The sequence below is a fragment of the Ruegeria sp. YTSA075 genome (assembly GCF_059610245.1).
In genome coordinates, this window is sequence record NZ_JBXWNG010000004.1 from 237552 (window position 1) to 251801 (window position 14250).

A 14250-nucleotide genomic window follows, 5' to 3' on the forward strand; every position below is an offset into this window, starting at 1 on the left:
CTAAACGGCTAGTGAGACAAGCCAATTCGCAGGCTGCCACATGTTCGAATTGAATCTGATGTTTTTTGCCGTGGCGATCCCTGCGGTTATCTTCGCGGGTATTTCCAAGGGCGGGTTTGGTTCGGGAGTGGCCTTCGTGTCTTCATCGATTCTGGCGATCATCCTAAGCCCGGGACAGGCGCTGGCGCTGATGCTGCCGATCCTGATGATCATCGACCTGGCGACGCTGAAGCCTTACTGGAAGCGCTGGGATTGGCCAAGTGCACGCCTGCTGATGCTGGGGGCAATACCCGGCGTGATTTTGGGAACGGTTCTGTATCGCGCGACCAATGACGACGTTTTGCGCCTTTTGATCGGTGCGATTTCAATTGGTTTTGTGATCTGGCATGCGGCGCGCGCCAGGGATTGGATTGGCGGCTTCACGCGGCAGTTGCCGCCATCGGCCGGCTTGTTTGCTGGATTGGTGGCCGGGTTCACAAGCTTTGTCAGCCATGCTGGCGGCCCGCCTGCCGCCGTTTATCTGTTGTCGCAGCGTCTGACAAAGACTGAGTTTCAGGCGTCAACCGTTTTGGTCTTTTGGGCCATTAACATCGTTAAGTTTGTACCTTACGCATATCTGGGCCTTTTTACGTGGCATACCGCCTGGGCCAATCTTCTGCTGTCGCCCTTCGCACTAATCGGTGCGTGGCTTGGGGTGCGTGCACATTTCATGTTGTCCGAACAGGTGTTTTTTAGGATCACCTATGTTCTGCTGACACTGACCGGTAGCAAACTCATCTGGGACGCTTTGGCTTAGGCATTCGGCGGCAAGGCTTCGGCCAAAGTCTCATAGGACTGACCCGAGGCGACAAGGCAGGTGGTGCCATCTGGCAGCGTTACGGTGATCGTCCAGCTACCTGTTTCGTCAGAGGCGAACAATTCCATCACCGCGCCCTGGCCAGCAATCCCGATCCCTTTGCGTGTTTCGCCGTACCCTTCCGACAGGCGTTTGATCACGTCCGGGCGCGGGGCGCAGTTGCGGTTCTGCGCGCTCACATGCTGCGCGGCCAGCACCATGATCCCCAGCCCGATCGTCATGTTCAAAAGCGATTTCTTCATCTCTGGCCCCATTTGTCTGATCCGAGGGCCAGCTTGCGAACAAGGGCCGGAGATTTGATTAAACCAAAGTGCGTTGCGTCACTAATACGCGCCTATGCTGCGATGCGGCAAATTTGATCTTGAAGTTTCTCGAAAAAAATGCCCCATTCCACGCAACTTTATTACCTAAGGGAGAGGTCGATGGACCCGCGTCAACGTCCTTATCGTTCGGTTTTGTATATTCCAGGCTCGAAAGAGCGGGCGCTGGAAAAGGCGCGCACTCTGCCTGTGGATGCGATCATCTTTGATCTTGAGGATGCAGTCGCCGCCGATGAAAAACCTAACGCCCGCGAAACGCTAAAGGCGGCGCTGGCGGCCGGTGGCTATGGCGCGCGGGTCAAGATCGTTCGGATCAACGGGTTGGACACCGAATGGGGCCGTGCAGACGCCGAAGCGGTGCGCGATATGGACGCGGATGTGGTATTGCTGCCCAAGGTGAATTCGGCCGCAGATGTGGACGCGCTGGCCGCTATCACCGGCGATCTGCCGATCTGGGCGATGATGGAAACGCCACGCGGTATGCTGAACGCAGCCGAGATTGCCGCCCATCCCCTGATGGCCGGTTTCGTGATGGGCACCAACGATCTGGCCAAAGAGCTTCAGACCCGTTTTCGCCCGGATCGTCTGCCATTGATGACCTCGCTGGGCCTGTGTCTACTGGCCGCAAAGGCCGAAGGCCTGATTATCGTCGATGGGGTTTATAACGCGTTCAAAGATACCGAGGGTCTGGCCGCTGAATGCGCGCAAGGTCGGGATATGGGCTTTGACGGAAAGACCCTGATCCATCCGGCGCAGGTTGAAGTGACCAACGCCGCCTTCGCCCCGTCTGAGGCCGAGATTGATCTGGCGCGCCGCCAGATCGCCGCCTTTGAAGAGACCGAGGCGCAGGGGCAGGGCGTCGCCGTTGTGGATGGCAAGATCGTTGAGAACCTGCATGTTGTAACTGCCCGTGAAATTCTGGCAAAAGCAGAGGCGATTTCAGCTTTGCAAGCGGGGTAAGCCAGCATGGGCTTTGTTCTTCTAATTTTGGGCGTGGCACTATGGTGGGCCGCGCATCTTTTCAAACGCGTGATGCCCGAACAGCGGGCAGCTATGGGCGATGCTGGCAAGGGCGTCGTGGCGCTGGCGCTGGTCGCCTCAATCCTGCTGATGATCTTCGGTTATCGCATGACCGATTTCATCTATGTCTGGGCACCGCCAACCTTCCTGATCCACGTCAACAACCTGCTGGTTCTGATCGCGATTTTCATGATGAGCCCGGCTGGCCAGAAAGGCCGCCTGCTCAATAAACTGCGCCACCCGATGCTGGGCGGGTTCAAGCTCTGGGCCTTTGCGCATTTGCTGGTGAATGGCGATCTGGCTTCGATCGTCCTGTTCGGTGGTCTTTTGGCTTGGGCCGTCGTCGAAGTCATTGTGATCAACAAATCCGAACCGGATTGGACGCCGGGTGAGCCCGGTACATACGGCAAGGATGCGATGTTCTTTGGCGCCTCAATCGTTCTGCTGGGTATCATCGGATATATCCACGGGCTGGTCGGTCCATCCCCGTTCGGCGGATAAGGAGAACCAGTCATGGCAAAGCTCTATCGATTGCTGACCGAGGAAGACACCTCCGCGTTCTGCCACAAAGTATCAGATGCGCTGGCCAAAGGCTGGGACCTGTATGGTGACCCATCCTACGCGTTTGACGCGAAAAACGGTGTCATGCGTTGTGCGCAGGCCGTGACCAAAGAGGTCGAGGGCGACTATTCACCTGACATGAAACTGGGACAGCAATAATGGCAAAAACCAATCCGGGCCGCTTTTTCGAGGACTATTCCGTTGGGCAGGTCTTGCCCCATGCGGTGCCCCGTACCGTGACGGATGGGGAGCGGGCGCTGTATCACGCGCTCTATCCGGCGCGCCACGCGCTCTATTCCTCGGACGAGTTCGCGCGGTCCTGTGGTCTACAAGAAAGCCCGCTGGATGATTTGGCGGCGTTTCATGTGGTGTTCGGTAAGACTGTTCCGGATATCTCGCTGAACGCAGTGGCCAATCTGGGCTATGCCGAGGGGCGTTGGATAAAACCGGTCTATCCCGGTGACACTGTAAGGTCGGTCTCTGAGGTGATCGGGGTCAAGCAGAATTCCAACGGCAAAACCGGGGTGGTCTGGGTGCGCACCCGTGGTCTGAACCAGCTGGACGAGGTTGTGATCGACTATGTGCGCTGGGTCATGGTTCGAAAGTCGAGCCCGGATACGCCCGCACCGGAAACCGTTGTGCCGGACCTGAAAAAGGTTTTGGCACCGGAAGATCTGGTGATCCCCGAGGGCCTGGATTTCTCGAACTACGATTTCACGCTGGCGGGTGAGCCCCATCGCTGGGGTGACTATGAGATCGGTGAAACGATAGACCATGTGGATGGTGTCACCGTAGAAGAGGCCGAGCATATGCTGGCCACACGCCTGTGGCAGAACACCGCCAAGGTGCATTTTGATCTGACCTTCCGGCCCGAGGGGCGATTGATTTATGGCGGTCACGTGATCTCGATGGCGCGGGCGTTGTCATTTAACGGGTTGGCCAATGCGCAGATGATTGTTGGCCTGAACGGTGGGGCCCATGCGAACCCCTGTTTTGCGGGTGAAACCATCAAAGCGTGGTCCGAGGTTTTAGACAAAGCCGAAACCAGCGTTCCCGGCGTTGGGGCTATCCGCTTGCGGTTGGTTGCCACAAAAGGCGGCGCGCCGTTTGAGCTGCGCAATGACGACGGCAAGTATCAGCCGCAGGTTCTGCTGGATCTGGACTACTGGGCGCTCATGCCAATGTGATTTCGTGCAGACCCTGCGATACATGCTAGGGTACTGCTATGATCCTGTTTCGCGCCTTGATCGCTTGCCTGTGTTTAACACCGCCCGCTTGGTCTTGCGATCTGGCATTGGCTTTGGCAGTGGATGTTTCGGGGTCGGTCGACAGTGACGAATATCGCATCCAGATGGATGGGCTGGCGGCGGGGTTGCGCGACCCGATTGTGTCCGAAGCGCTGGTGCGCGGGCAGGCGCGGTTGATGCTGGTGCAATGGACCGGCGCGTCGCGCCAACGTGTGACCATCCCCTGGACCCGGATCGACAGTTTCGACGCATTGGATGGGTTTGCCAGCCAGGTCGCGCAAGATCCGCGTATCTGGCGGAATTTCTCAACGGCAATTGGCGAAGCGTTGGAGATGACGCTGGCCAGCTTTGATGCTGTGGAAGATTGCAAACGTTTGTTGATTGATATCTCTGGCGATGGGGTTTCGAATGAAGGAGTTGAGCCTTCACAGATTCACCCGCTGCTGCGTGCCCATGGCATAATCGTGAATGCGATTGCCATCGAAGAATCTGAACCTGATCTGACGGCCTACTTCTTTGAAAACGTCATTGTGGGCGAGGGTGCCTTTGTTGTGTCTGCCGCCGGATTTGCAGATTACCCTGAACGTATTCGAAAAAAGCTGCTGCGCGAGGTCACACAGCAATCCGCCGACTTGAAATAGGGAAGGCAGATTCGTGATCACATTGCTTTCCTACTGAAATCGCTAACATAGGCAGTGTTAAATACTATTTGTGATCACAGCTTTTATTTGCGTGATCACATTTTGAAGAAATCGCCCCTTTTGCGGCAATTTTACCTGTTTTTGCGGGTGCAGCACGTGACAGAGCACCAAAAACGGGTAAAACGACAAGTAGCCAAAGTAAGAGGAGCCGCCATGGCCGATGTCAATCGGGGCAACCGCCCGCTCTCGCCACATATAATGATCTATCGCCCACAGATAACCTCGATATCGTCGATCATGGTTCGACTGTCCGGTCTTGCGGTGTTCGCTATTGCGGCACTGGTGGTCTGGTGGCTGCTTGCCGCTGCCACGTCTGAGGCCGCATTTGCTGGCATTGATGGCTTTCTGCGCAGCTGGTTTGGTCAGCTCATCCTGACTGGTGGTGTCTGGGCGCTGTGGTATCACACGCTGGGCCGTCTGCGCCACGTGATTTGGGATTTCGGCTATTGCCTGGATGTTGCGGTGTCCGAAAAGTTGGGCGTCGGCATGTTTGTCGGGGCGACGGTTCTGACCATCATCACCATGGCGCTGGTGTAAGGAGGATGGCGATGCAATACCTTACCGACCGCAAGCGCGCGCAAGGCTTGGGTGCCGGGAAATCCGGAACTCAAACCCATTGGCGCACCATGGTTCGGGCGATGATCCTGACCGTTCTGGTGCCCTTGTTCATCTTCACTTTTGGTTATGGCATCGGCGGAACCTACGAAGAGGTTCTGGCCTATTTCGCCCGACCCTTCCCGGCCATCATCACTGCACTGACACTGGTCGTTGGTCTGTTGCAACTCATGTATGAGGCGCAGGAAACCATCGAGGACTACGTGCACGGGATCGCGGAAAAGATCACACTCGTTGCGATGTGGGCGTTTGGCTACACGCTGATGGCTGCGGGGCTGTTTGCCCTCGTCAAGCTGGCCCTGTGACGACGCGCGGTAAGGATCAGAGATAATGACAGCAGCATATGAATATGAAACCCACGAATATGACGTCGTGGTTGTCGGGGCAGGCGGCGCCGGTCTGCGCGCAACGCTGGGTATGGCGGAGCAGGGTCTGCGTACGGCCTGTGTGACCAAGGTTTTCCCGACCCGCTCGCACACGGTTGCAGCGCAAGGCGGGATCGCCGCGTCGCTGTCCAACATGGGCCCGGACCATTGGCAGTGGCACATGTATGACACCGTCAAGGGTTCGGACTGGCTGGGCGATACCGACGCAATGGAATACCTGGCACGTGAAGCGCCCAAGGCGGTCTATGAGCTGGAGCATTACGGCGTGCCGTTCAGTCGGACCGAAGAAGGCAAGATTTATCAGCGCCCGTTCGGTGGCCACACGACCGAGTTTGGCGAAGGCCCCGCCGTGCAGCGCACCTGTGCCGCTGCCGACCGGACCGGCCATGCGATCCTGCACACTCTGTATGGGCAGTCGCTGAAGAACAACGCCGAGTTTTATATCGAATATTTCGCCATCGACCTGATCATGTCCGAGGATGGGCAGTGTCAGGGTGTCGTCTGCTGGAAGCTGGACGACGGTACGATGCATGTCTTCAACGCCAAGATGGTGGTGCTGGCGACCGGCGGCTATGGCCGGGCGTATTTCAGCGCAACCTCGGCCCATACGTGCACCGGCGACGGCGGTGGTATGGTGGCGCGCGCAGGTCTGGCCCTGCAGGATATGGAGTTTGTGCAATTCCACCCGACCGGCATCTACGGTTCGGGCTGCCTGATCACCGAAGGCGCGCGCGGCGAGGGCGGGTACCTCACCAACTCCGAAGGTGAACGGTTCATGGAGCGTTATGCGCCCCAGTACAAGGATCTGGCACCACGCGACTATGTCAGCCGTTCCATGACGATGGAAATCCGCGAAGGTCGAGGCGTTGGGGCGGAAGGGGATCACATCCACCTGAACTTGTCGCACTTGCCTGCCGAAGCTCTGGCCGAACGTCTGCCCGGTATCTCGGAAAGCGCCAAGATTTTTGCGGGCGTGGATGTCACCAAAGAACCGATCCCGGTTCTGCCCACCGTGCACTACAACATGGGCGGTATTCCGACAAACTATTGGGGTGAGGTTCTGAACCCAACTGCCGAAGATCCGACCGCCGTTGTGCCGGGCCTGATGGCCGTGGGTGAAGCTGGCTGTGCCTCGGTCCATGGCGCGAACCGTCTGGGCTCGAACTCGCTGATCGACCTCGTGGTCTTTGGACGCGCGTCTGCGATCCGCGCTGGTAAGGTTGTCGATGCTGAGGCTCCGAACCCGGTCCTGAACCAGGCTTCCGTCGATAAGGCCTTTGATCGCTTTGATACGGTGCGTAACGCCAGTGGCGCGATCCCAACCGCCGATCTGCGGCTTGAAATGCAGAAAACCATGCAGGCTGACGCAGCCGTATTCCGGACCGCCAAAACCATGGCTGAAGGGGTCGAAAAGATGACCGCGATTGCCGCCAAGATGGACGATCTGCAAGTCACCGACCGCTCGCTTGTTTGGAACAGCGACCTGATGGAGACGTTGGAGCTGACCAACCTGATGCCAAATGCTCTGACCACTATTGTCGGTGCTGAGGCGCGCAAGGAATCTCGTGGCGCGCACGCGCATGAGGATTTCAGCGAACGGGATGATAAGAACTGGCGTGTCCACACCGTTAGCCGTGTTGACGGCACCAAGGTCGACCTCAGCTATCGTCCGGTCATCGTCGACCCGCTGAGCACCGAAGCCGAAGGCGGCATCAGCCTCAAGAAAATCGCGCCCAAGGCGCGGACCTTCTAAGGAGCGTATTGACCAGGCAATGGTGTGCGAACGCCACATACCCAAGGACAACGCCCCGACCTCTGGCCGTTTGGCATCGTTTAGTGCCCGGAGGCGGTCATGACGGTCGAGATGCTGCGCTCTGCACAAACAGATCCGAAAATCATTCTGATCGGTTTGAACCGCTGCGCGACGACCTCGTTCCACAGGCTGTTTCAGGACAATGGCATCGCATCGGTGCATTGGGTAGACCAGCAGGGTGATAATCTGGCGCACCGCATGGTGACCAATATTGCCATGGGCCGCAAACCGCTGGATGGGTTTGGTGCAGTTCGGGCGTTTACAGATATTTCCTTTGTGAACGCGCGTTTCATGCTGGATGGCACACGGTTCTTCCGCGAATTGCATGCGGCTTATCCGGACGCTTATTTCCTGCTGAACACGCGTAACGCGGACGATTGGATCGCCTCACGCGCGCGCCACAGCAATGGCGGATATCTGGAACGGTGCTGCAAGGCCAACGGCCAGACCGCCGACGAAGTCAAGCAAGGATGGCGCCGTATGTATGACGTGCACCATGCTGAGGTGCAGGAGTATTTCGCAGGAAACCCACGGTTTCTGCGCTTTGATATCGACCGGGACGCGCCACAGGCGATTGCCGACTGGCTGTCTCCGGATTTTGACGTGAACATTGCCCATTGGGGGCACCACAATCGCGGCGCATCTGATCGCGCCCGGACAGGCTGAATGGAGAATTGACATGGTTCAACTGACCCTGCCCAAGAATTCCCGGATAACAACCGGTAAGACCTGGCCCAAACCGGACGGCGCGAAAAACCTGCGCAAGTTCCAGATTTACCGCTGGAACCCGGATGACGGGCAAAACCCGCGGGTCGACACCTATTTTGTCGATATGGATAACTGCGGTCCGATGATCCTGGACGCGCTGATCAAGATCAAGAACGAGATTGATCCGACGCTGACCTTCCGCCGCTCGTGCCGCGAAGGCATCTGTGGCTCCTGCGCGATGAATATCGACGGGATCAACACGTTGGCCTGTATCTATGGCATGGACGAGATCAAGGGCGACGTGAAAATCTATCCGCTGCCGCATATGCCGGTGGTCAAGGACCTGATCCCCGACCTGACGCATTTCTATGCCCAGCATGCCTCGATCATGCCGTGGTTGGAAACCAAGACCAACCGCCCCGCGAAAGAGTGGAAGCAGTCGATCGAAGACCGCAAGAAACTTGATGGCCTGTATGAGTGTGTGATGTGCGCCAGTTGCTCGACTTCGTGCCCCAGCTACTGGTGGAACGGCGACCGTTATCTCGGCCCCGCAGCGTTGCTGCATGCGTATCGCTGGATCATCGACAGTCGCGATGAAGCCACGGGTGAGCGTCTGGATGAGCTTGAAGATCCCTTCAAGCTGTACCGCTGCCACACGATCATGAACTGCGCTAAGACCTGCCCCAAGGGCTTGAACCCGGCGGCGGCGATTGCGCAGATCAAAAAGATGATGGTTGAACGTTCGGTTTGACCGAAAAATCGCGCTTGCCGAGTTGCGGCAAGCGCATGTCCCTGTTGCGAAATCAACCGATGTCGACGGGCGCAAAACACCCTAGATTTGCCTTAGGGAGGAGTGATGGGATCAACTCAGGATCACTCCGATGAAAACAACACCACAAACCCCAAAACCAACCGCCAAGGAGGCGGTGGAAATGCTTGAACAGGCATGGGCCTACTACACGCCCGAGCCGGCGGCTGTTCAGCCGCGTGAGCCCGAGCTTTTTGAGTATGCAAACGCAGCCTGACGGCTTGCCATCAATGGATAGAATGGGCGAAACAGATGCATGCCCATTCTATTGCTTCTTCTGGCCGCCGGGGTCTTTGCATATTTCCTATGGCGCTCCCGCACGTCCTCACTGACGCGAGAATGCCGATGGCGGCAGCATCGCGATCAAGGTCTGTGGGTCTGCGCCTATTGTGGCGCGAAGGTGGAAGACGTGGATAGCCCAACGCAGTGCTTACGGCAGACTTTGGGCAAATAGAAACCGGGCAGAGGCGTACTCTGCCCGTTCAGGTTTAGCCTGCGTCCGGAAAAGCGGCGTGCAGTGCAATTTCGACCATATCGCCAAAGCTGCTTTCGCGGTCGGACGAGGGCAGGGCCTCACCGGTTAGCAGATGATCAGACACCGTCAGGACGGCCAGGGCTCTGCATTTGTGCCGCGCGGCGAGGATATACAGCTCAGCGGCTTCCATCTCGACGCCCAACACACCATGACGCACCATCTGTTCGTTCAGATCAGGGCGTTCATCGTAAAACACATCCGATGAATAGATGCCGCCAATATGGGTTAGCGTACCCTTTGCTTTGGCTGCCACAGCGGCCGCTTGCAGTAAGCCCCAATCTGCGCAGGGGGCGAAGTTCAGCTCTTTCATGATGCCGCGTGAAGGCGTACTGAGCGTTGTCGACGTCATCGCCAGAATGACATCGCGCACATTCACACTGTCCTGCATCCCGCCGCATGACCCGATCCGGATCAGCGTTTTGGCACCATAGTCCCGGATCAGTTCATTTACGTAGATCGACAGGGACGGCATGCCCATGCCGCTGCCCTGAATCGTTACCGCATGGCCATTCCAGCTGCCGGTAAAGCCCAGCATGCCCCGAACATTATTGACTTGCTTTACGTCGGCAAGAAACGTTTCAGCCGCCCATTTTGCCCGATATGGATCGCCGGGCAAAAGAACGGTTTCTGCGATTTCGCCTTTTTCCGCGCCAATATGAATTGTCATTTCGGCACCTGCCCCGCTTAGATTTCCAAATCGGAAATATCTGCACCAGATTTCAGCGCATCATGAATCCATTGCGGTTTACGGCCACGACCGGACCAGGTTTGTGCCGGATCGGTCGGGTTGCGGTATTTCGCTTTTGCCTTGGTGCCTTTTGCTGCGCGAGGCGCATCATCGGACAATTCAGAAAGCGAGAAACCAAATTCAGCCGCGGCTTTTTCCGCCGCTTTCAGGGCTTCTTTGCGTTCGCGTTTTTCAGCATTGGTCAACGCTTTTTCGACGTTATCACGCAAAGACAACAGCTCTTTCCGCGACATTTCTTCAAGATTGATCCCCATTGGTATTCTCCGTCCGGTATTTTGGTGCCGCACGCAAAGGCGCGCGCGAATTCACACAACGCGATACCTTACCCCCAAAGAATTGGGAATAGAAACGGGGAATTTATTGGATTAAATGTCCATTATTCTGCGGCCAGGTTTTGCGGATCCACCAAGTCGACAATGTCCCCCATGATCGAATTCAGTTCGAAATTCTTAGGGGTATAGACTTTGGCGACACCCATGGCCTTGAGCTTCACTGCATCTTCATCCGGGATAATTCCGCCAACAACGACTGGTATGTGATCCAGACCAGCCTTGCTCAGGCGGGATAGGACGTCTTCGACCAACGGCAAGTGGCTGCCGGACAGGATAGACAACCCGATGACATGCGCTTCATCCTCGGCGGCGGCGGTCACAATCTCTTCGGGCGTCAGGCGGATGCCCTCATAGCTGATGTCCATGCCGCAATCTCGCGCACGGAAGGCGATTTGTTCAGCCCCGTTCGAATGACCATCCAGCCCGGGCTTGCCGACCAGGAACTTCAGGCGACGGCCCAGCTTGTCGCTGACCGCATCAACTGCGGCGCGCAGGTCGTCCAAGCCTTCGGTTTTGTTTGAGACCGATCCTGATACCCCGGTCGGGCCGCGATAGGTGCCATAGACCTTGCGCATTTCTTCGGCCCATTCGCCGGTGGTGGCACCTGCCTTTGCGGCCGCAATTGAGGGTTCCATCACATTGGTGCCGTTCTGCGCAGCCTCGCGCAGCGCGGCCAAGGCGACAGCAACCGCGCTATCGTCGCGTTCAGCGCGCCAATCGTTCAGGCGGTCGATCTGCTCCTGCTCGACAGCCGGATCAACAACCATGATGCCGCCATCTTCGGTTTGCAGGGGCGAGGGTTCACCCTCGATCCACTTGTTCACACCCACAACAACTGTCTCGTTGCGCTCGATTCGGTTCAGGCGTTCGGCGTTGGAATCCACAAGGCGGGACTTCATGTACTCGATCGAGGCGACGGCACCGCCCATCGAATCCAGGTTCGCCAGTTCGGCACGCGCGCCGCTCTTCAGTTCTTCGACCTTGGCATCGACGGCGGGGTTTCCATCAAACAGATCGCCATATTCCAGCAGGTCGGTTTCATAGGCCAAAATCTGTTGCATTCGCATCGACCATTGCTGATCCCACGGGCGCGGCAGGCCAAGCGCCTCGTTCCACGCGGGCAACTGCACGGCACGGGCACGGGCTTTTTTCGACAGGGTCACGGCCAGCATCTCGATCAGGATGCGGTAGACGTTGTTTTCTGGCTGCTGCTCGGTCAGACCCAGCGAGTTTACCTGAACACCATAGCGGAACCGGCGGAATTTGGGGTTCTCGACATCATAGCGGTCTTGCAGGATTTCATCCCAAAGGTCGACGAAAGCGCGCATTTTGCACATCTCGGTGACAAATCGGATGCCTGCATTCACAAAGAAAGAAATCCGCCCGCACAGAGCAGGGAAATCTTCGGCGGGGACGCGCGGGCGCAGTTCGTCTAGCACCGCGATGGCGGTGGCCAACGCGTAGGCGAGTTCCTGTTCCGGCGTCGCGCCTGCCTCTTGCAGGTGATAGGAACACACGTTCATCGGGTTCCATTTCGGCGCGTGCGTATAGCAATACTCGGCCACATCCGCGATCATCTTCAGCGACGGTTTGGGCGGGCAGACATACGTGCCACGGCTCAGGTATTCCTTGATCAGGTCGTTCTGAACCGTGCCCTGCAGCTTTGAGACATCCGCGCCCTGCTCCTCGGCCACCGCGATGTACAAGGCCAGCAACCAAGGGGCTGTCGCATTGATCGTCATCGAGGTGTTCATCTGTTCCAGCGGAATCTGGTCGAACAGAACCCGCATGTCACCCAGATGGCAGATCGGTACGCCCACTTTGCCCACCTCGCCCCGTGCCAGCGTATGGTCGCTGTCATAGCCAGTCTGAGTGGGCAGGTCGAAGGCCACCGACAGGCCAGTCTGACCTTTGGCAAGGTTGCCGCGATACAGGGCATTCGACGCTTTGGCGGTGGAATGACCAGCATAGGTGCGGATCAGCCAGGGGCGGTCTTTCTGCGTCTGCGTCATTGGTGGGCCTCGCATATTAAAAAGTAACAAAATTACGTCTCGGGGTTCTAAAGCGCAATTTTCGGGCTATGTCAATTCGCTGCGTTGCGGCATTTCAAATTTGTTCAGATTGTGAGCCGTTCCGATTAGTGGCACTGTGCTGGCATGACTCAGACTGTGGAACTTCCGCTGTGGCTCTTTTTGTTGATCGTGGTTTTCGCCATGGTTACCTTTGCCTCGCATTTTCTGTTCCCCTCGGTGCGCTGGTTCTTTCGGCGTCGATTGGAACGGGCTGTATCCCGGTTGAACCAACGCCTGCAGCGACCGATCCAGCCGTTCAAGCTGGCAAGGCGGCATGACATGATCCAGCGGCTGATTTATGACCCGCAGGTTGGTCAGGCCGTTCAGCAGCATGCGCATGAAGAAGGCATCCCCGAAGCGGTCGCCTTTGAACAGGCGCGTCGCTACGCGCGTGAGATCGCGCCGTCTTTTTCGACCTTCGTCTATTTCAGCTTCGCCATTCGTCTTGCCCGCCTGCTTAGCAATACGTTCTATGATGTCCGCCTCAGCTATACGGACGAAGCCGCGATCAAGAAGATTGATCCTGAGGCGACAGTGGTCTTTGTCATGAACCATCGCAGCAACATGGATTATGTGCTGGTCACCTATCTGGCTGCACGGCAATCGGCGCTGTCTTATGCGGTTGGGGAATGGGCGCGGGTTTGGCCGCTCAGCCGCCTGATACGGGCCATGGGGGCCTATTTCATCCGTCGCAAATCTGGCAGTGACCTGTATCGTCAGGTGCTGGCCAGCTATGTCCGCCATGCGACCGAGGCCGGGGTGACACAAGCGATGTTCCCGGAAGGGGGGCTTAGCCTGACCGGCGCTTTGGGGCGGCCAAAGCTGGGGCTGTTGAAATACATCATCGACGGGACTTCGGCAGAAGGGCGGGATGTGGTCTTTGTTCCCGTCGCGCTGAATTACGACCGGGTTCTAGAGGATACGATCTTGACCCGTGCCGCATTGGGGGCTGAGCGGCGATTTCGGGCCCGTATCGGGGTGATCACACGCTGGATTTTGAAACAGATCTGGCGTCGCTTGATTGGCCGGTACAAGCGGTTTGGAATGGCATCGGTCAGATATGGCCGGCCGATTTCGTTGAAACAGTTCAGTGAGGAGGGCCGGAGTGATCTGATGACAGATCTGGCCCGCGAGCTCATGCAGCGAATTGGCGCTGCGATCCCTGTAGTCCCGGCACCGGCTGCCTGTGCGTTGCTGCGTGACCAGGGCCCGTTGTCAGAGCAGGAATTGAAAGCGCGCATTGCAGCGTTAATGAAGGCAGATGATGATCTGCTGCCCGAAGATGACGACGCGGTGAGCGACGCTTTGGATCAATTGGTCGAGCGTCGGATCTTGCGCCGCGATCAGGGCATCCTCAGCCTCTCAGATCAACGCGTTGATCTTCAAAACTACTATGCGGCGTCGGTTCCGGCGCGTGTAGATTCTGGCAATACTGCAGGTGCAAAGGAAATTTCTGCACCCGCAGGGTCATAAAATTACAAATTACACGCAAAAACGGTTGCAATATTACTTAGTGGTCAATATTCAC

The 14250-nt window shown here is 57.3% G+C and carries 17 protein-coding genes; 13 read left to right on the top strand and 4 right to left on the bottom strand.

All coding sequences use genetic code 11. The features are described 5' to 3' along the window. Positions 1-40 precede the first annotated feature (40 nt). Positions 41-796, top strand: coding sequence for a sulfite exporter TauE/SafE family protein (locus AC2FGE_RS09740; RefSeq protein WP_496819020.1), 756 nt, complete (start codon positions 41-43; stop codon positions 794-796). Here the strand turns inward: AC2FGE_RS09740 and AC2FGE_RS09745 are convergent. Continuing rightward, entirely contained in the window at positions 793-1098 is a 306-nt protein-coding gene (locus tag AC2FGE_RS09745; RefSeq protein WP_496819021.1) for a hypothetical protein, read from the bottom strand. The two genes, AC2FGE_RS09740 and AC2FGE_RS09745, sit on opposite strands and share 4 nt — an antisense overlap. A 180-nt stretch (positions 1099-1278) precedes the next feature. Here AC2FGE_RS09745 and AC2FGE_RS09750 point away from each other — a divergent pair, with 180 nt between their 5' ends. The 11 genes from AC2FGE_RS09750 to AC2FGE_RS09800 all read left to right on the top strand — a co-directional run bounded on the left by AC2FGE_RS09750 (position 1279) and on the right by AC2FGE_RS09800 (position 9252). After that, positions 1279-2136: an HpcH/HpaI aldolase/citrate lyase family protein gene (locus AC2FGE_RS09750; protein ID WP_496819022.1), complete on the top strand. Its 858-nt coding sequence runs from the start codon at positions 1279-1281 to the stop codon at positions 2134-2136. Between the two features lie 6 nt (positions 2137-2142). Further along, positions 2143-2697 (top strand): NnrU family protein, encoded by a 555-nt coding sequence (locus tag AC2FGE_RS09755; RefSeq protein WP_496819023.1) that lies wholly within the window; start codon positions 2143-2145, stop codon positions 2695-2697. Positions 2698-2709: 12 nt separating this feature from the next. After that, positions 2710-2916, top strand: coding sequence for a DUF1737 domain-containing protein (locus tag AC2FGE_RS09760; protein ID WP_496819024.1), 207 nt, complete (start codon positions 2710-2712; stop codon positions 2914-2916). Further along, positions 2916-3944 (top strand): MaoC family dehydratase, encoded by a 1029-nt coding sequence (locus AC2FGE_RS09765; RefSeq protein WP_496819025.1) that lies wholly within the window; start codon positions 2916-2918, stop codon positions 3942-3944. The genes AC2FGE_RS09760 and AC2FGE_RS09765 overlap by 1 nt, the downstream gene beginning before the upstream one ends. A 38-nt stretch (positions 3945-3982) precedes the next feature. Further along, positions 3983-4645: a DUF1194 domain-containing protein gene (locus AC2FGE_RS09770; protein ID WP_496819026.1), complete on the top strand. Its 663-nt coding sequence runs from the start codon at positions 3983-3985 to the stop codon at positions 4643-4645. A 213-nt stretch (positions 4646-4858) separates the two neighbouring features. After that, positions 4859-5242: a succinate dehydrogenase, cytochrome b556 subunit gene (gene sdhC, locus AC2FGE_RS09775; protein ID WP_496819027.1), complete on the top strand. Its 384-nt coding sequence runs from the start codon at positions 4859-4861 to the stop codon at positions 5240-5242. Positions 5243-5253: 11 nt separating this feature from the next. Then, on the top strand, positions 5254-5625 hold the full coding sequence (locus AC2FGE_RS09780; RefSeq protein WP_496819028.1) for a succinate dehydrogenase, hydrophobic membrane anchor protein: 372 nt from the start codon (positions 5254-5256) through the stop codon (positions 5623-5625). A 25-nt stretch (positions 5626-5650) separates the two neighbouring features. Beyond that, positions 5651-7459: a succinate dehydrogenase flavoprotein subunit gene (gene sdhA / locus AC2FGE_RS09785; RefSeq protein ID WP_496819029.1), complete on the top strand. Its 1809-nt coding sequence runs from the start codon at positions 5651-5653 to the stop codon at positions 7457-7459. A 99-nt stretch (positions 7460-7558) separates the two neighbouring features. Further along, the gene (locus tag AC2FGE_RS09790) at positions 7559-8185 is read left to right on the top strand and encodes a sulfotransferase (protein ID WP_496819030.1); all 627 of its coding nucleotides are present in this window, start codon (positions 7559-7561) and stop codon (positions 8183-8185) included. Between the two features lie 13 nt (positions 8186-8198). Beyond that, positions 8199-8978, top strand: coding sequence for a succinate dehydrogenase iron-sulfur subunit (locus AC2FGE_RS09795; RefSeq protein WP_496819031.1), 780 nt, complete (start codon positions 8199-8201; stop codon positions 8976-8978). Positions 8979-9108: 130 nt separating this feature from the next. Beyond that, entirely contained in the window at positions 9109-9252 is a 144-nt protein-coding gene (locus AC2FGE_RS09800) for a hypothetical protein (RefSeq protein ID WP_496819032.1), read from the top strand. 271 nt (positions 9253-9523) lie between these two features. On the opposite strand, the gene deoD is transcribed toward AC2FGE_RS09800, so the two are convergent. The 3 genes from deoD to AC2FGE_RS09815 form a co-directional block, all read right to left on the bottom strand. Next, complete coding sequence (gene deoD / locus AC2FGE_RS09805; protein ID WP_496819033.1) at positions 9524-10237, bottom strand: purine-nucleoside phosphorylase; 714 nt, start codon at positions 10235-10237, stop codon at positions 9524-9526. A 17-nt stretch (positions 10238-10254) separates the two neighbouring features. Next, positions 10255-10572 carry an H-NS histone family protein gene (locus AC2FGE_RS09810; RefSeq protein WP_496819034.1) on the bottom strand — a complete coding sequence of 106 codons (318 nt, stop codon included), beginning with the start codon at positions 10570-10572 and terminating at the stop codon, positions 10255-10257. A 122-nt stretch (positions 10573-10694) separates the two neighbouring features. Then, entirely contained in the window at positions 10695-12662 is a 1968-nt protein-coding gene (locus tag AC2FGE_RS09815; RefSeq protein ID WP_496819035.1) for a protein meaA, read from the bottom strand. A 144-nt stretch (positions 12663-12806) separates the two neighbouring features. Between AC2FGE_RS09815 and AC2FGE_RS09820 the strand changes: the two genes are divergently transcribed. Next, positions 12807-14195, top strand: coding sequence for a 1-acyl-sn-glycerol-3-phosphate acyltransferase (locus AC2FGE_RS09820; protein ID WP_496819036.1), 1389 nt, complete (start codon positions 12807-12809; stop codon positions 14193-14195). Positions 14196-14250 lie beyond the last annotated feature (55 nt).